This window comes from Bacillus sp. (in: firmicutes), assembly GCA_017656295.1.
In the GTDB taxonomy this organism is placed as follows: domain Bacteria; phylum Bacillota; class Bacilli; order Bacillales; family JACDOC01; genus JACDOC01.
The window spans coordinates 44,874-62,531 of the sequence record JACDOC010000009.1 but is presented as its reverse complement, the minus strand read 5'-3'; the positions used below and the strand labels follow the sequence as shown (position 1 = coordinate 62,531).

Genomic DNA, 17,658 nt, shown 5'->3' with positions numbered 1-17,658 from the left:
GAAACAAACCTCGATTTTCTCATACACTATCCTTAACTCCTTTCGAAGGAGGAATGACCATTGAACAAAGTTGATTACGATCGCGCTTTATATTACACCCACCGTTCAGAGTGGGATAACTTGCTCATCTTAATGGTTCGAACGAAAGACGACATTCTTTCGAAAAAAATTGAACATTTCTTGCGTGCCTACCAATTTTCACATGATTATTCTGTCATTGAACGAAAATTATATGCATTGTTACGTTATATTGACCATGCCAACGAAACCGCATCGAATCAGCAATTGGAAGAAACATTCATGTGGATGACATAAACAGGCAACCATCACACACAAAAGAAACTTTCCATCAAAAAACACGGCTTGTTACATAGCCGTGTTTTTATTTAAGGATGATTGATTTACCAATTGTTGGGCTGAAAGAAAAACGACCAATGTAGCAATAATAAGAATAACGGATAAAATATAGAAGCTGACGGTCACGAGTTGGTGGGAAACGAGCGTCGTAAAAGTGGATAGTAAAACGATTCGAATCCCTAGACCAATGACTCTAAATAACGCCGTCACCCGTCCTATAATTTGATTAGGGACGATTTCCATGACTAATGTGTTCCGTGCCACCCGTGAACCTGCATTTCCAAACGCCATGAAAAATACGAGTACATAAAAAATTGCCAGTTGCTTAAACAAAAGAACGCTTGTAATTCCAATCGTATACAAGGTGACGGTCGTCATGATCGTTTTCATCGAAGTCCATTTTCGAACAAGGATTGGAATCGCTAGCCCGGCAACAATTGCCCCAATCCCGTAGACAGTTGTTTGCAACGAATACGCCGTTCCACTAACTTGTAATTCTTCCGACAAGTATACTGGAAACAAATAGTTCGTCATCATCACACCAATAAACGGCATAAACGAACCGAGAAGAAGGAAAAACAACATCGGTCGTCTTTTCATATAACGAAACCCTTCCAGCATGTTAGAGAAAAAGGATCGAGAGGTAACATCCCGCTCTCCTTTTTTATAAGGAATAAGCCAAAAAAGGAAACAGGCGAGTAAATATGTAGTCGCATCCAAAAGTAAAATCCATTGTAGATCAACAACTGTCAGTAAAAAACTACTAATTCCACCTGCCAACATCGAAGCAACTTGACCTTGTACTTCCATCGCTCCATTCAGCGTATGGTAAACATCTTCATCAAACACCTCTTGGATAAACGCAAACATCGTTGGATAAAACAAATTGTAATAAAGCGTTCCTATCGCATAAATCAACAATAGTTGGATCGTCTCGTACCCATAAATAAACCCTTGAATGGTAAAGAACGTGACAACGAGGAATCCTAGTGCTTCTCCGGTAAGCAATATTTTTTTTCTAGAGAAGCGATCCACCATTAGGCCAATCCATGGGGAAAGAAAAAAATGAATAATGGTCATCGTTAACGCCATTTGCCCGAACACTTTTCCACCATCCACTTGTACAAGCAACCATGGCACAGCAATCATCGTAATTCCTGTTCCAATGGATGAAAAAACGTTCGCGAAAAGTATTAAAAGAAACCGTTTATCCCGAGTTAATGTTCTCATGGTCTTTCCCCTTTCGTTGAAACATGTGAGCCGGTTGATAACTGGGGTACAAAATGGGGTTAATTGGCCACATGGGAAGTGCATGATGGAAATGACTAACGTTTCTTTTCAATAAAGATTTTTTATCGTAATGCAATCATTCCTCGCCAATTCCAGCAAATTGCTCACTGATTTTGGCATTTTACTTGCAGGTTCATTCATTTACTAGGTGACTTTACTTTCCATTTCATTGAATTTACTTTCCGTTTTCTAAGTTTTACTTTCCATTCCATTGAATTTACTTGCCGTTTTCCGAGATTTACTTGCTAATTCATCCAATTAATATGTCAGTCCACTGACTTCGTACCAACAGACCTCTTTCTTGAAAAACTATTCTTAAAATCCGCACGTAATTCTTATGATTTTTCCGCGTATAATTTAAGCTCCTCTACTAATTCGTGAACTTTTTGTTGAGCGCTTTCTGTCAATGTATCACCTACAAAATCGACCGGATCTAACACGAGTTGGCGAGGAATGACATTAGCATAGACACCACGAGCTACGGTGCGCATATTCGCTAAGCAGTTGATGCCCCCTTTTCCACCGCCAGCACAAGCAAGTAAGGCCACCGGTTTATGTGCAAATTGCTCGCTGCTTAAAAAATCAAGCGCATTTTTTAACGCACCGCTCATGCCGTTATGGTATTCGGGTGAGGCTAATAGAACACCATCTGCCTCTTCCATTAATGTTCGAAGCTTATGAACAAGAGGATGATGCTTTTGCTCCTCTTCTCCGTTAAAAAGAGGCAGAGGATGGCTTGCTAAATCGAAAAGCGTCATGTTGTATTGATTGGCTATATAAGTTGCCGCTTTTCGAGTTCGACCATTTTTCCGTGGACTCCCGTTTATAATGACGAATTTCATGTTGAATAACTCCTTCCAATGTTTCTGTACTATTAGTGTACGCGAATCCATGCAATAAGCTCATCCGCATGAATAAGGAAAATGCCTCGTCAAATCGGTCGATTTTTTGAATCCCTCTTTCCGTCAAAAGTCGGATTTATTCATCCTTCACTAGACCATGTTTGACCGCAAATAACGCCGCTTGTGTTCGATCAGCCACGTTTAATTTGGCTAAAATATGTGATACGTGCGATTTGACCGTTTTTTCGGTAATAAAAAGTGTGGCCGCGATTTCTTTATTGCTTTTCCCTTTCGCGATTTCTTGAAGAACTTCTTTTTCCCGATTGGTTAACACGCTAAACGGATCGTCTTTCGTATCTTTTTGGGTAAACCGTTGAAACAAATGCGTTGTTGCTTTTGGATGTAACGTTTTTTCCCCACGAACGGTCCGACGAATCGCTTCCACCAGTTCATCCGGTTCAATGTCTTTTAACTGATACCCAGCGGCTCCTGCTTCAATCGCTGGAATAACATGCTCTTGGTCTGAAAAACTTGTTAGCATTAAAATCTCTACATTTGGGACGGATTTTTTAATTTCTCGTGTGGCTTCGATTCCATCCATCACCGGCATGACTAAATCCATTAACACGATATCCGGCTGGAGCTTTTTCGCTAGTTCCACTGCTTCTTCCCCGTTTTTCGCTTCCCCGACAATCTCAATGTCTTTTTGTGTTTTTAAAAAAAAGACGAGTCCTCGTCGAACCACGTGATGATCGTCGGCAATCAATACCCGAATGGCCATCTATGTTCCCCTCCTAGTATTTAATTGTTACGTTTACTTTCGTCCCCTGACCTGGTTTGGTTTGTAATTGAAAGGTACCCCCTATCGATTCAGCACGTTCCCGCATACTTTGAATGCCAACCGATGGAAGGTCCGATGTAGGTGAATAATAAAAACCACAGCCTTGATCGGCAATCGTCAACGATACTTCGTCTTGATCGGCATACAAATGAATGGTGACGTCTTTTACTCCCGCATGCTTTTTACAATTGTTTAACGCTTCTTGACTAATACGCCATAACACTTCCTCGACTTTAGACGGTAGTTTCACGACTCCTTTCACGTTCATTTGGACCGATAAGCCAAGAACATCCGCATACGCTTGAATCGCTTGCACTAAGCCGTGCTCTAATCCTTTTGGACGCAGCTGCCAAATAAGCGCGCGCATTTCCGTTAACGCTTCTTGCGCGAGCTGTTGAATCGTCGAAAATGTTTCTTTTAATTCTGGTGAATCGGTTTGCTCCATCCCGCCTCGAGCCGTTAGCGACAAAGAAAACAACAGTTGATTCACGGAATCATGTAAATCGCGCGCTAAACGATTACGCTCTTCCATGAGGGCGACGTCTTTTGCGTTTTCCGTTAACCGAATGCGCTTAATCGCCGAGCCAATTTGAAAGGCGACCGATTCTAAAAGAGCTAATTCGTCGTCCGTAAACTCTTTTTTATAGGGCGAGGCGACATTGAGTAAGCCGAACCGCTCTTTTCCAGAAATAAGCGGCACCGTCGCATGATACAAAATGCCGTTCGTTTCCTCGCGCTTTTCCTCGAGCACATCTTCAATCCGTTTACACGATATGATATTCGTTGCTTTATTCAAACGGCCATTCCGAAATCGGTCAACACACCAACAACCACCTTTTTTCATCGACTGACAACCGTTTTCTGAAAGAGCAGGTGGTAAATTCTCATACGCTGCTAATTGGTGTCGTCCCTTTTCATCGATCAAGAAAAACCAACCGGTCGAAAAACCCGTTAGCTGCAATAGTTTCTTCAACACACCGGAAAGCAATGACTCAATGGCCGTCTCTTCATTTACCAGCTCTGCAATTTCTTTCAAAATACGGAGGTGATTTTGTTTAGGTTGCATACCGTCCCTCTTTTCCTTACAGTCTTACAATTATTATACAAAATTACCCTCCCTTCCCCTATTCGTTCAAGGTACGACCCGTTGTCAGACTAAAGTAGGAGAATAAAAAAAACACCAGGCAGGGCTGGTGTGGAGAAAAGGTTTAACGTTAAACATTATCAGAATCATTTATACAAAGAGTTATGTTTTACCCTCATAGTTAAGATAAAAACCTCGCAAAGCTGATTTTATCGTTTATGTAGTAGTGTTTCAATTCCTCATAGTTAAGATAAAAACCCCAAAAAGTGTTGAAATATTAGGAAATGTTTATTCCATTATACTTGGATTATTTTCCATTTTCAATAAAGCCGAAAGGGTTTTGGGTTAAAGATTTTCTTCGTTTTCCTTCATTTTTCTCAGGATTACTTTCATTTTTAACTAATAATAAAATGTCGTCGATCCCCTGGGGTTTTGACGCTACTAGTGGTCGACGACATATTCGCTAACAATTTAAAGTGGATTTTATTTTAATTTTTTCTCTAAAATAATCTTTGGTTCTCCCTTATTGTCCGTATACGTTCCGATAATGTCAAACCCATGCTTTAGGTTCAATATGAGCATTTGTTTCCATTTATTTTTTGTTTTCGTTTGGACAATTTTGTATCCACGTTCTTTCAAAATTTGATGCTGCATCGTCATTAGCGTGGAGCCAATCCCTTTGTTTCGGTATTCTTGATCAACTCCTCCAAGCCAGCTGTAAAATTTATGCTTTTCCAATTCATAGCCCATTTTAAAGCCGACCACTTTTCCTTCATGAATCGCAGCTAGTACAAGCAGGTTGTATTTCGTTTTCATACGCTCTAAGAGACCAGCAGAATCAACAAATATCGTTTCATAAAGAGAAAGAACACCTGTCATCATGTCCATATCTCTATTTGGATCAATCCATTTGTATTCCATCCAATCACCTCACAAAAACTCCCTTGTTTCAATGAAAACGCCCTCCTATGAAAGGAGGACGCTTTCTATTCTTTACTACACCAACTCATTTAACATTTGATCAATTTTCTCCATCATTTCATCCATGTACTGCTTTAGCTTTTGGTCGCTTGCTTCGAGTGTTTCGCCGACAACACCGAAGTAGAATTTCACTTTTGGTTCGGTGCCGGACGGACGTAAGCAAACCCACGAACCATCTTCAAGGAAATATTTCAATACGTTCGATTTTGGTAAGTGAAGCGGTTCTTTTTGACCCGTTTGGACGTCTAACTTTTCACGGATTAAATAGTCTTCATAAGCAACGACGCTTACTCCCCCGAGTTGTTTTAACGGTTCTCTACGGAATTGGGCTAAAATGGACTGAATTGCTTCGGCTCCTTCTTTCCCTTTTAACGTGAGTGATTTTAAGCCTTCGCGGTAGTAGCCGTGTTTTTCATACAAATCAAGAAGCGCATCATATAACGTTTTTCCTTTCTTTTTATAATGAGCACACACTTCTACGGCCATGATGGCTGCTTGAACCGCGTCTTTGTCGCGAGCGAAATCGCCAATTAAGTACCCATAGCTTTCTTCATAACCGAATAAAAACGTATGCTCACCAGACTCTTCATATTGTTTCATTTTTTCTCCGATAAATTTAAAACCGGTTAACACATCTTCGGTCGGAATACCATAGTAAGCTGCTACTTTTCGTCCAAGTTCAGAAGTGACAATCGTTTTAAACACTTTTCCGTTTGCTGGAAGTGTTCCTTTTTCTTTCTTTTGTGAAAGAATGTAGTCCATTAAAAGGGCTCCCGTTTGATTTCCTGTTAACACTACATATTCACCGGCATGATTTTTTACAGCGACCCCAAGACGGTCCGCATCCGGGTCAGTTGCAATTAAGACATCGGCACCGACACGATTTCCTTCTCGAATGGCCAGTTCAAACGCCGCATGTTCTTCTGGGTTTGGCGCTTTTACCGTCGAAAAGTTTGGATCTGGTAGCTCCTGTTCTTTAACAACGACTACATGTTTATATCCAAGGGCTTCAAGAGCACGACGGACTGGCTTGTTTGCTGTTCCGTGAAGCGGGGTGAACACCACACGAATATCGGAGGTCACCGCCAGGTTCGGTTGTTCTGAAATCGATACGAGCTTTTCAATATACGCAGTGTCTACGTCTTCCCCGATGATTTGAATGAGCCCCTTTTCTTTTAACGTTGCTTCATCATCTACCTTAATCAGTAATTCGTTTTCGACCTCTGCTACCTTTTCAATAACCTTATCTGCTTCTTCTGGCGGTAGCTGAGCCCCGTCTTCTCCATACACTTTAAATCCGTTATACTCCGGCGGATTATGGCTTGCAGTAATCACGATGCCAGAAAACGCTTGCAAATGACGAAGGGCAAACGATAATTCGGGTGTCGGACGTAGTTCATCGAACACATATGTTTGAATCCCTCGAGTCGCTAGGGTCTTCGCCGCTTCCATTGCAAATTCCGGCGATTGATGGCGTGAATCATAAGCGATCACAACTCCACGCTTTTTTGCTTCTTCCCCAAACGTTTCTATGTATTTGGCCAGGCCGAGCGAGGCTTTTCGAATGGTATACACGTTCATCCGGTTCGTCCCTACGCCGATTTCTCCACGCATGCCCCCTGTACCGAATTCCAGTTCCTTATAAAACGCATCTTCAAGTAACTTTTCATCCTTTTTTAATTCATCTAGCTGCTGACGTAAGTTGCTATCCAACTGAGGAAAAGAATCCCACCGTTCAAATGCTGCTTTCCATGACATTGATTTCACCTCACAAGAAGTCTTTCCCTTATTTATTTCCCCATGAAACAGTTATTTCCTTTTAAAACGTTTCGAGTAAATCCGACATATTTTGAAACCTTCGTCATTGTATCACAACTACGAGAGGAAATGTGTTGAAGAAACGTAACAGGAGATGTCGTCTCTCGTTGAATCTCGGAATAAAATTCTTTATGATGGTTCTAAGAGGTGAAACTATGAACGGATTTGAGCGGAGAAAACAATTAAAAATGCAGCAAATACGTGAGGCGGCCTTCGATTTGTTTTCCCATTTCGGTGTCCAAAAGGTAAGCATTCAAGATATCGCCCAACGAGCGAACGTCTCCCCAGTGACGATTTATAACTATTTTGGCAGTAAAGAAGACTTACTCCTTGATGTGTTATCCAATTATTTTGAAACGAGATTACAACAATTTCTTAAGATAAAAAATAGCGATCTGTCTTTTCAAGAAAAAATCGGGAAAATGGTCGAAGCAAAAGTTGAAGAAACGAAAAAGCTAAGTCCCTCTTTTATTCAATCGATTTTTATGACAACCGGGCCAGTTCGGGAACTCATCCAAACCTTTGCTGCTGAAAAATCCATTCCTCATTTAATGGAACTATTAGAAGAAGGAAAAAAAGAAGGATATATCTCCAATGATCTTTCTCCAGAACTTCTTCTCTTTTATATTCAGCTATTATTCGACGGCATTTCAAAACAATCACACCTATTCTCCAACGAAGACCAACGAGACAAACATACGAAACAGTTGATTCATCTATTTTTCTACGGTTTGATGGGCCAAAAAAAGGAAGACGATCCTCCTATTTAGAATAGGGATTCGTCTTCCTTTTCTTTTATTCAACCCAGTGGTAGACACGAACTTCCCATGGTCGGAGGATTATAGCCCCAGTTCGTTCTTCGCTCACTGGATAGTTCGAAATCCAAAGAGTTTTTTCTGCAGGAACGTTATCTGGGTAGGTGTAGCCTAGTGGATGATTCGACACGTTCCCAATCACTAGGAGATGTTCGTTTTCGTAACGACGGCGATAAACGAATAGCTGTTCATCGTTTTCTTCTAACAATTCAAACGATCCGTACACAACAATTGGATGCTGTTTCCGCAGTTGAATAAGCTTGCGGTAATAATGCAGAACAGAATTCGAGTCTTCCGTTGCTTCTTTCACGTTAATGGTTCGATAGTTCGGGTTTACTCCAATCCATGGCGTACCGGTTGTAAATCCTCCATATTCCGTCTCATCCCATTGCATCGGCGTGCGGGCATTATCACGACCTTTTACGTGAATAGCATGCAAAATTTCTTCTTCTGTCCACCCTTCCTCTAATTTTTCTTTATACATATTTAGCGATTCAATATCTTTATAGTCTTGGATGGATGGGAAACGAACGTTGGTCATACCGATTTCTTCCCCTTGGTAAATGTACGGAGTTCCTTGCATCATATGAAGCAATGTACCCCATAATTTAGCTGATTCTTTGCGGTATTCTTCATCATTGCCAAAACGAGAGACAACGCGCGGCTGATCATGGTTGCACCAATATAAGCTATTCCATCCCTTTCCGTGAAGACGGACTTGCCAATTCGCTAAAATACGTTTTAGCTTTACTAAATCCAGTGGAACAAGGTCCCATTTTCCATTCGGTCCCGCATCCACATCCATATGTTCAAATTGGAACACCATATTCAATTCATTGCGGTCTTCCCCTGTAAAAAGAATCGCTTCTTCCGGTGTCACCCCAGGCGTTTCTCCAACCGTCATCACATCATAACGGGAAAGAACACGGTCGTGCATTTCTTGTAAAAATTCGTGAATGCGCGGTCCGTTGATAAAATACTGGGCCCCGGATGCATATTTTTTTCCTTCTGAATTCGGGGCATCTGGTAAGGACGGTACTTTTGAAATAAAGTTGATCACATCCATCCGGAAGCCGTCGACCCCTTTATCCAACCAAAAGGTCATCATCTTGTATACTTCTTCGCGAACCTTTTCGTTCTCCCAGTTTAAATCCGGCTGCTTTTTCGAAAACAGGTGTAAATAATACTCTCCAGTCTGTTCATCGTATTCCCATGCAGACCCGCTAAAAATAGACTCCCAGTTGTTCGGTTCTTTTCCGTTTTTCCCTGGACGCCAGATGTAATAATCTCGATAAGGGCTATCTTTCGAAGATCGAGACTCGACAAACCATTGATGTTCGTCAGACGTATGATTCACGACTAAATCCATGACAAGCTTCATGCCACGCTTGTGAATTTCATCAATCATTTCGTCCCAATCTTGCATCGTACCGAATTCGTTCATAATCGCATAATAATCGCGAATGTCATACCCGTTATCATCATTAGGGGAATCATACACAGGCGATAACCAAATGACGTCAATTCCTAACCATTTTAAATAATCGAGCTTGGAAATAATTCCTTGTAAGTCCCCTATTCCGTCTCCATTTCCATCCATAAAGCTTCTTGGATAAATTTGATAAACGACCGCTTCCTTCCACCATTGTTTGTTCATTCAACCATTTCTCCCCTCGCTATATTTTTTGTGCAACCGTTTGCATTTTTCGTTAAAAAAATATGCATTCGTTTTGTCATGAATGACCTTTTAATTTTACTTCTTACTTTTACCATACTATAATTTTGACGTAGAAAAAAGAAAGGATTTGAAAAAAATGCTAACCAATCGAAAAGAAACCAGCCTGTTTATCGCCTGGTGCGCTTCGGTCATCGCGATCTTGGGGAGCCTCTATTTTTCAGAAATTATGCAATACGAACCGTGTGAGCTATGTTGGTATCAACGAATTTTGATGTACCCACTTACCGTTATTTTAGGTATCGCCGTCGTAAAAAAAGATTATGCCATTTCGTTCTATAGCATGGTTCTATCAGCTATCGGAATGAGCATCTCCCTCTACCATTATTCGATTCAAAAAGTATCGTTTCTAACGGAAATGGCACCTGCTTGCGGCAGAATTCCTTGTACGGGTGCATACATCAACTGGTTTGGCTTTATCACGATTCCGTTTTTAGCATTAACTGGATTTATCATTATTTTTGTTTCTAGTTTCATTGTCTATCGTACGTTAAAAAAAGAGGAGGAAAACCGGTGAAAAAAGTTGTTATTTTTTTAGTTATTATTTTTGCACTATTTGGAGCGATTGCTTTTATGACCAAGATGCAACAAGACCAGTTAACAGAAGGCAATCCGTACGGAAAAGACGATCTCCATCCAGCCACGATCGAACAGTTAGACGACCCAAACTATCAAAACATTATTTTACCTGAAGAATTAGAAGCCAAATTAAACAACGGCGAAGACATTACTGTTTATTTTTACAGCCCGACTTGTCCGCATTGTAAAGAAACCACGCCTATTTTAATGCCGCTTATGGACGAATTAGGCGTCGACCTCGTTCAATACAACTTACTCGAATTTGAACAAGGCTGGAACAAATACAACATTGAATACACCCCAACCATCGTCCATTATGAAAACGGCCAAGAAGTCGCTCGCACAGTAGGCTCCAACACCGAAGAATATTTCGAGAATTGGTTTAAAGAACATGTGTTAAATTAATAAATTCCCCTAAACAACATAGGACTAAACTCCTAAGTCGTTTAGGGGATTTTTATAGAGTTCATTTATTATACAATAGTATCTTATAATATTACTGAAAATTATTAAATTTCTATCTCTTTTTATAGGAGGTATTCTTATTTTGCTAAAACTACTTAATATTAAACACAATATTTCCAAAGGAGGCTACTTACGATACAAACGAAAAAAATTAGGTTGGACACAAGAAAAAGTATGTGAAGGCATTTGCTCGGTTACGTATTTAAGTAAAATCGAAACCGGAAAAGTGGTACCAAATGAAGAAATTCTTCTTCTTCTTTGTGAACGTTTGAATATCTGTCCTAGCGATTTTGATCAGTTCCCAACAGATGAATTAGAAGAGCTATTTGATCAAATTTATGAAGCTATAGAATGTCGGCAAATTGAAAAAGCCAAAAAACTAGTAGATGAAATCAAACCTTTTGAATCTTTTATTGAGTTGGAGCCAGAGCTGTACTTATCCTATATCCTTTTAATGTATTATTTTTATTTAACGATTGGAAATTTTCATAAAGCTCAATACTACATGACGAATCTCATGGATAATAAGGAACACCTTTCTACAGAACAAAAGCTTATGTTTCAATACTTTCGGGGTGTCCATTTATGTATCGATCAACAGTACGAAAAAGGTCTTTCATTTTTATTAGCCGTAGAAAAAACATTAGTGAAACAAGGGATTAAATACGGCAATTTATATTTTCACTTAGCAATGGCGTATAGTTATCTTCAAAATAGTATTATGGCGGTATACTACGCCCAAACTGCCTTAAAATTATATGATGAAACAACAAATTATTTACGAAGCCTTGACTGTAAAATGATTCTAGGAATCAACTATGCACGAACGAAAAACTTTCATGCAGCAGAAAAAGAATATCGACAAATTTTAGACTTGGCAACTACTTTACAAATGGACGATATTCTCGCCCGCGTTTATCATAATCTAGGATATATGTATTTTGAAAAAAAGTGGTATCAAGAAGCTGAAAAGATGTTTAAAGAAAGCATTCAACACCGTGAAGAACATCATAAGCAACGGATATGGACAACATTATATTTAATTGACCTTTATATTGAGCAACAACGTTTTGAAGATGCAAATAATTATTTACAACAATTAAGACACCATCATGCTATTCAAGAAATGGAAATAGAAATTGAATACCGTTTAAAACGAATGAATTATCTTCAACACCCCAATAAAGGAACATTTGAAGAAGCATATATCGATTTTGTGACTACTAACTATTTGCCATACATCGAAAAAATAAATGAGCATAAAAAAAGAACATTTCTACTAACTGAATTAGGGAATTATTTTTACAAAAAGAGAAAATATAAACTTGCTGCGGATTATTTTCGATTAGTGAATGAATATCAAATATCCTATTAGCACTATTAACTTTATTTTACATGATTATTAATTTTTTTGAAGATTTAATTATGAATAGTTGAATCTGTCCGCTTCCTTCAAAATTTTATCCACAGTAGCAGGTCTTAAAAGTGTCTAGAAAACAAAACAAAATTATCCGTAAACTACAAAAAAGGTGAGAGCTATAATAGCACTCACCTTTTCTAATTTAATTATTGTTATCTACTTGTACACTGCTTACCCCGAACCACGGTGGATGGTCTTCCGCTGCTGCTACTCCTGCAAAGAGAGTTGATAGTAAGCCGATCATGATAGCGGAAATGAAAATTTTTTTACCTTTTTTCATCAAAATTTAACCTCCTAAGTAATTAAAATTAATTCACAACCGCCAATGAGAATTTTTGCGTACCGCTTGGAACGTTGTATGCTTGAACTTCAATGGTGTACGTTCCTGATTGTGGATTGTTAATAAAGACGTTTTCGACGTTGTTGACGCCGTCCCAATTGTTGTTGTATGGATACGAGAAGTCGTTTCCGACATAGACTTGACCACTAGGAGAAGTAACAACTATGTCAAGGTCGTTTACTAATGAGTAGTAGGCGGATGTACTTCCAGGATAATCCGTCCATACGAGTGAAATACGTAACGGTTTGGAGCTAGTTGCGTTGAATGTATATGTTGCTTTTTGCCCTGTTGATAGTGCAGTAGATTCATTGACATAAGCCACATTTAACGAGGTTTCCATGTTCACTCGCCCCCAGCCTTGGCTGTTGTTCGATAAACCGAGGTTAGTGGCACCAGCGATTAACGCTGCTTTTAATAAGGACGGCTTCGGAGTAATGCCGTAGTTCTTAATAAAGTTTTCACGAAGTAAGGCCACATTTCCTGCTGTTAATGGCGTGGCCATCGATGTTCCGCCCATGTACGCGTATTTACTATTATAATTTGCCCAGAAAGATGAATCTGGTGCAAGCGACGATCGAGAAGATAAAATATATGTTCCCGGAGCAACGACGTCTGGTTTTACACGACCATCTTTTGTTGGTCCACGAGAAGAGAAGCTCGCAATTTGGTCTGGATTATCCGAATACGAACCAAACGAAGGTCGATAATTTTCTGATGCACCTACAGTAATTGCATTTTTCGCTGTACCAGGTGCACTAATCGTTCCTGAACCAGGACCTTCATTACCTGCGGCAAATAAAATCGTCATATCGTTGTTATACACATATTGGTCCACCGTTCGCGAATCGGTCGTATAAGCCCCGTTTACTGGTGCTCCCCAAGAGTTTGTATGAATACGTGCACCTGCATTATACGCTTGGGAGAATAAGTCGGATAAATTGGATGGTAAACCACCTAATCCACCATTAGCATCCATGATAGATTGGAAGACAAGGCTTGCGCTAGGTGCCATACCTTTAAAGCTCGCATTACCTAACACGGAACCAGCCACATGGGTACCATGTCCGTTCGGGTCACTCGCATTATTTGGACGACCCCATGCATAAATCGCCGTAATTTTCCCTTGGAACGATTCATGCATCGATGAATCATTTACACCTGTATCAAGACCTGTATCGGCAACTGCTACTGTTTGACCAGCACCATATAACCCGTACGTATTATTGGCGATCGTCGTTTTCGTTATGACAGCCGCTTGATCGTTCATCAGTTGAAATTCCGATTCTGGGGAAATATACGTGACATCATTTTGGAAGGCGTATGAAATGAGCTCATTTAACCCTTTCGCTTCGACTTTTGTTGCCTTTTGATTCGATTTTTTCACAACTGCTTTCACGAGATTAGAAGCACCTTCTTCAAATAGTCGAGGGTCTAGTTTGTATAGTGGCAAATATGGGGTAACAGATTCAACAAGAGTGAGTCCTTCAACTTTTGAAAGATCGCTATTTTTAATTGTGGCCACAAACGCATAGTCAGGAATGTACTCAATGAGTTGTACGCCTGCAGCTTCTAACGTGTCTCTTTCGTCTTGAGTAATTACATCTTCTAATTGAATGACGTATAGTTCATTATTCGCTGGTACTTCTTTTAATGATTTTAATAGACCTTTAGGAATTTTACTTTGGTAGGATTCAATAAGAAAGTGAGCTTTCCCTGTTTTGATAGGCTTTGCTACATCATTGACTGAAACGGTGTTGACTCCTTTATAAACTAATTCACCGTTCGCTGCTGGGGCCGTATTGGGCGTCGAAAACACTAACGTAGAAAGCAAGCCGAGAGTGGTAACGCCCGAAATCAAAACCTTTTTCTTCTTCAAATTCATTCCCCCTTCAATCAAATAGATTACGTAATTATCGTACCACTCTCTTAAATTTCTGTGTATTGATAAAATTCTGATATTTTATGAGGGTAAACGGGACCAAAATAGGCCTTTTTTAGGAAACTTTCATTTAAAATAAGATATTTACACAAGTAATTCATTCGTTACAGGAGTATACGTACTAATGACATATTTTTTGGGACGTTCGAACTGATCGAGGGTAAATGGAAAATGTAAATGATATTGTTGTAAAATTTGTACGTTCCGCTCAAATATTTTTTTGTACCGTTCTCCTAATGCCTGCTTTTCATTTGCTTCGATTAAGGCGATAATTAATTGAAGACTGGAAAGAATTTCGAAGGCATCTTTTAATGTTCCCGTATAATCATGATGTCTTGATGGCGTATGTAACACTTTCATTTTTCGGAAATATTCAACCTCGTCTTCTGAAAAATATCGTGGAAATATGTCAGTGTACATATAGTCAATGAGTTGGTCGATTTCTTCTTCTTGTAATGAAGTTGATGCATACCTTACTTTCATCACTACCACCTACTTGTAAAGTTTGTAATCTTTTTAAAAATTACACTTTAAGAATAACATACTAAATTGTAGTTTTTATCTGGTAATTTTTAACCAGAAAAGGAGCGTAACCATGAATCGAAAAGGTCAAATATTAGAAGTGGATGTCAAACAACAGTGGACATCCTATACGATTGAACAATTGATAAAAAACGTCTGGAACGTACCGAAAAAACTGGCTCATGAACTACGGATGACGAAAGGGGTATTCGTGAATGGAAAAATAGTCCCATGGCATACGGTGTTAACAGAAGGGGACACGTTGTCTTTGAATATTTTGCATGACATAGAATCTCCTTTTTCCCCTTCGTTTAAACCAGTAGAGGTACTGTATGAAGATGAAGTATTAGTTGTTGTGAATAAACCAGCTGGTTTAGATACGCACCCGAATCATCCGACCGATGAAGACACCCTCCTTCAACGAGTGTGTGGTTATTGTTTGATGAATGGAGAGATACGTGCTGTTCAACATGTTCACCGGTTAGATCGAGATACGTCTGGGGCCGTACTTTTTGCCAAAGTTCCGTTTGTAAAAGGAATGTTAGATCGACAGTTAGAAACAAGGAATATTAAACGAACGTATATGGCACTCGTGCATGGTGTCGTTCAAAGAAATCAAGATACGATTTCAGCACCGATTGGCCGTGATAGGCACCATCCAACACGCCGTCGTGTATCTCGTACAGGACAATACGCTGTTACCCATTACCGGGTGCTAGAGACATATCCGAAAGACCGCGTTTCGTTAGTAGAGTGTACATTGGATACAGGACGGACGCATCAAATTCGGGTCCATATGAGTTCCATTGGACATCCGCTCGTCGGCGATACGCTGTATGGTGGAAAACCGGTCGTTCACCGTCAAGCCCTTCATGCGAAACGACTTACGTTTGTGCATCCGCTAACACTTGAAATGATTACGTGCGAGGCCCCTATACCGGACAGCGTGTTTGAGCCATACATGGAATAAGCGACCGATTGATTGAATCACGGATTTTTTGTGCTGTTTAGCTGAATTTATTTTAGTTCGGACCATTTTATTAGCTGTTGGATGTACTTAATTTCTAGTTCAAAAGTTTAAAATTCCACTTTTAGAAAAAATCACCGTTCATCCAATTATTTAACGGTGATTTTTTATTTACCAGTTTTATTTCGAAATATTCTTTTTTCCACCTTAAATCATGACAGTTTTGGCAGAATATAAGGCTGACTCACCTAAAAAACGTAGTAGTCAGCCTTACCTCATTATTTTTGAATTCCGTTTTTCACCCATTGGGCGATTTCAACGGTACGTTTTGCTTGATGTTTCACTGCTGCTTCCACATCTTCGATCATATTGCCTTCTTGATCCACAGTTACAGAAGTGCCATACGGATTTCCACCAGCAGCAAACGCAGAACCATCCGTATAACCAGGTGCGGCAATAATCGCTCCCCAGTGCATCATCGTCGTGTATAGAGCTAAAATTGTTTGTTCTTGACCACCGTGCGCGTTCGCCGCTGAAGCCATAGCGCTCACTACTTTATTGGCCAGTTTTCCTTGCGCCCATAAGCCACCTGTTGTATCAAGGAATTGTTTTAACTGGGAAGGCACATTTCCAAAACGAGTAGGAACACTGAAAATAATTGCATCGGCCCACTCTAAATCTTCTAATGTAGCTGTTGGTACATCTTTTGTTGCTTCATAATGAGCTTTCCATGCCGGATTAGAAGCGATTGCGGATTCAGGAGCTAATTCTTCTACTTTTAACACTTTTACTTCTGCTCCAACTTCTTTTGCCCCTTCTTCAGCCCATTTTGCTAATTGATAGTTCGTACCTGTAGAGCTGTAATAAATGATGGCTAAATTCACATTTGTCATTGAAATCTCTCCTTTAGTTTTTTTATTATTTTCCATCCAACCATTAATGGTTAGAAGGTAAATCAATGAGCATGAAACGACTGTCTTCATTCGCTTTTATGTGTAATTTCGTCACATCCGTAATGCGTGCGGAATCTCTACGACCTAACGTAAACTCATCGTTTAACGTCACGTTTCCTTCAATGACGAAAAAGAAAATATAACGGTCAGGTTGCTGCGTAAAAGTCAATTCATTTTCTTTTTCAAGATCGGATAAATAAATCGTTAAATCTTGATGAATATAAGCAACTCCTTCTCCGGCTAATTTTTTGGATACTACCGGGAGAAGTTGATTTTTTAACTTGTTCACATCAAATTCCGTTTTTTCATAGGAAGGAGGCAAGCCCGGTGTATCTGGGACAAACCACATTTGTAAAAAATTCACTTCTTCCGTATCGGATGGATTCACTTCCGAATGAACGACCCCAGTACCAGCGGTCATCCGTTGAATTCCACCAAACGTTGTAATGGCCGATTGACCAGTGCTATCCTCGTGTTTTAATTGGCCTTTTAACACGATAGAGACAATCTCCATTTCTTCATGCGGATGAGCCCCAAATCCTCGAAGTGGCTTCACGACATCGTCATTAAGTACTCGCATCGGACCAAACATCATATTGTTTGGATCAAAATAATGAGCAAATGAAAAACTAAAATAGCTTTTTAACCAACCATGATCAGCAAAAAACCGTTCCTTTGCCGGAAAAACTTGGATCATTTAGACTTTCCTC

Annotated in this window: 18 protein-coding genes; 6 read left to right on the top strand and 12 right to left on the bottom strand. The window is 39.7% G+C overall.

All coding sequences use genetic code 11. From position 1 onward, the window contains the following. Positions 1 to 60 precede the first annotated feature (60 nt). Positions 61 to 315, top strand: coding sequence for a YhdB family protein (locus H0Z31_09580; protein MBO8177687.1), 255 nt, complete (start codon positions 61 to 63; stop codon positions 313 to 315). Positions 316 to 366: 51 nt separating this feature from the next. Here H0Z31_09580 and H0Z31_09575 read toward each other — a convergent pair whose 3' ends face one another. From H0Z31_09575 to H0Z31_09550, 6 genes are all read right to left on the bottom strand, one after another. Further along, positions 367 to 1,587: an MFS transporter gene (locus H0Z31_09575; GenBank protein MBO8177686.1), complete on the bottom strand. Its 1,221-nt coding sequence runs from the start codon at positions 1,585 to 1,587 to the stop codon at positions 367 to 369. A 395-nt stretch (positions 1,588 to 1,982) separates the two neighbouring features. After that, the gene (locus tag H0Z31_09570) at positions 1,983 to 2,489 is read right to left on the bottom strand and encodes an NAD(P)H-dependent oxidoreductase (protein MBO8177685.1); all 507 of its coding nucleotides are present in this window, start codon (positions 2,487 to 2,489) and stop codon (positions 1,983 to 1,985) included. A gap of 136 nt (positions 2,490 to 2,625) precedes the next feature. Then, positions 2,626 to 3,270, bottom strand: a complete 645-nt coding sequence (locus H0Z31_09565; GenBank protein ID MBO8177684.1) for a response regulator transcription factor — start codon at positions 3,268 to 3,270, stop codon at positions 2,626 to 2,628. A gap of 13 nt (positions 3,271 to 3,283) precedes the next feature. Further along, positions 3,284 to 4,396 (bottom strand): GAF domain-containing sensor histidine kinase, encoded by a 1,113-nt coding sequence (locus H0Z31_09560; GenBank protein ID MBO8177683.1) that lies wholly within the window; start codon positions 4,394 to 4,396, stop codon positions 3,284 to 3,286. Positions 4,397 to 4,897: 501 nt separating this feature from the next. Beyond that, positions 4,898 to 5,335, bottom strand: coding sequence for a GNAT family N-acetyltransferase (locus H0Z31_09555; protein MBO8177682.1), 438 nt, complete (start codon positions 5,333 to 5,335; stop codon positions 4,898 to 4,900). A 75-nt stretch (positions 5,336 to 5,410) separates the two neighbouring features. Further along, positions 5,411 to 7,153, bottom strand: a complete 1,743-nt coding sequence (locus H0Z31_09550; GenBank protein MBO8177681.1) for a phospho-sugar mutase — start codon at positions 7,151 to 7,153, stop codon at positions 5,411 to 5,413. Positions 7,154 to 7,368: 215 nt separating this feature from the next. Between H0Z31_09550 and H0Z31_09545 the strand changes: the two genes are divergently transcribed. Further along, the gene (locus H0Z31_09545; protein ID MBO8177680.1) at positions 7,369 to 7,983 is read left to right on the top strand and encodes a TetR/AcrR family transcriptional regulator; all 615 of its coding nucleotides are present in this window, start codon (positions 7,369 to 7,371) and stop codon (positions 7,981 to 7,983) included. A gap of 25 nt (positions 7,984 to 8,008) precedes the next feature. Here H0Z31_09545 and H0Z31_09540 read toward each other — a convergent pair whose 3' ends face one another. Further along, complete coding sequence (locus tag H0Z31_09540; protein ID MBO8177679.1) at positions 8,009 to 9,685, bottom strand: alpha-glucosidase; 1,677 nt, start codon at positions 9,683 to 9,685, stop codon at positions 8,009 to 8,011. A 157-nt stretch (positions 9,686 to 9,842) separates the two neighbouring features. Between H0Z31_09540 and H0Z31_09535 the strand changes: the two genes are divergently transcribed. The 3 genes from H0Z31_09535 to H0Z31_09525 all read left to right on the top strand — a co-directional run bounded on the left by H0Z31_09535 (position 9,843) and on the right by H0Z31_09525 (position 12,182). Continuing rightward, positions 9,843 to 10,280: a disulfide bond formation protein B gene (locus tag H0Z31_09535; protein ID MBO8177678.1), complete on the top strand. Its 438-nt coding sequence runs from the start codon at positions 9,843 to 9,845 to the stop codon at positions 10,278 to 10,280. Next, positions 10,277 to 10,747, top strand: a complete 471-nt coding sequence (locus H0Z31_09530) for a thioredoxin family protein (protein MBO8177677.1) — start codon at positions 10,277 to 10,279, stop codon at positions 10,745 to 10,747. The genes H0Z31_09535 and H0Z31_09530 overlap by 4 nt, the downstream gene beginning before the upstream one ends. Positions 10,748 to 10,889: 142 nt before the next feature. After that, a complete protein-coding gene (locus H0Z31_09525) occupies positions 10,890 to 12,182 on the top strand; it encodes a tetratricopeptide repeat protein (GenBank protein ID MBO8177676.1) in 1,293 nt (430 codons plus the stop codon). Between the two features lie 187 nt (positions 12,183 to 12,369). Here the strand turns inward: H0Z31_09525 and H0Z31_09520 are convergent, their stop codons facing one another. The 3 genes from H0Z31_09520 to H0Z31_09510 all read right to left on the bottom strand — a co-directional run bounded on the left by H0Z31_09520 (position 12,370) and on the right by H0Z31_09510 (position 14,989). Beyond that, complete coding sequence (locus H0Z31_09520) at positions 12,370 to 12,507, bottom strand: hypothetical protein (GenBank protein MBO8177675.1); 138 nt, start codon at positions 12,505 to 12,507, stop codon at positions 12,370 to 12,372. A 28-nt stretch (positions 12,508 to 12,535) separates the two neighbouring features. Then, entirely contained in the window at positions 12,536 to 14,443 is a 1,908-nt protein-coding gene (locus H0Z31_09515; GenBank protein ID MBO8177674.1) for a S8 family serine peptidase, read from the bottom strand. A 147-nt stretch (positions 14,444 to 14,590) separates the two neighbouring features. Then, complete coding sequence (locus tag H0Z31_09510) at positions 14,591 to 14,989, bottom strand: YhcU family protein (protein MBO8177673.1); 399 nt, start codon at positions 14,987 to 14,989, stop codon at positions 14,591 to 14,593. A 112-nt stretch (positions 14,990 to 15,101) separates the two neighbouring features. Between H0Z31_09510 and H0Z31_09505 the strand changes: the two genes are divergently transcribed. Then, the gene (locus tag H0Z31_09505; protein MBO8177672.1) at positions 15,102 to 15,998 is read left to right on the top strand and encodes an RluA family pseudouridine synthase; all 897 of its coding nucleotides are present in this window, start codon (positions 15,102 to 15,104) and stop codon (positions 15,996 to 15,998) included. Between the two features lie 275 nt (positions 15,999 to 16,273). On the opposite strand, the gene wrbA is transcribed toward H0Z31_09505, so the two are convergent. Both wrbA and H0Z31_09495 read right to left on the bottom strand, forming a co-directional pair. Beyond that, positions 16,274 to 16,888 (bottom strand): NAD(P)H:quinone oxidoreductase, encoded by a 615-nt coding sequence (gene wrbA, locus H0Z31_09500; protein ID MBO8177671.1) that lies wholly within the window; start codon positions 16,886 to 16,888, stop codon positions 16,274 to 16,276. A 43-nt stretch (positions 16,889 to 16,931) separates the two neighbouring features. Next, positions 16,932 to 17,645: a pirin family protein gene (locus H0Z31_09495; protein MBO8177670.1), complete on the bottom strand. Its 714-nt coding sequence runs from the start codon at positions 17,643 to 17,645 to the stop codon at positions 16,932 to 16,934. Positions 17,646 to 17,658: the final 13 nt, after the last annotated feature.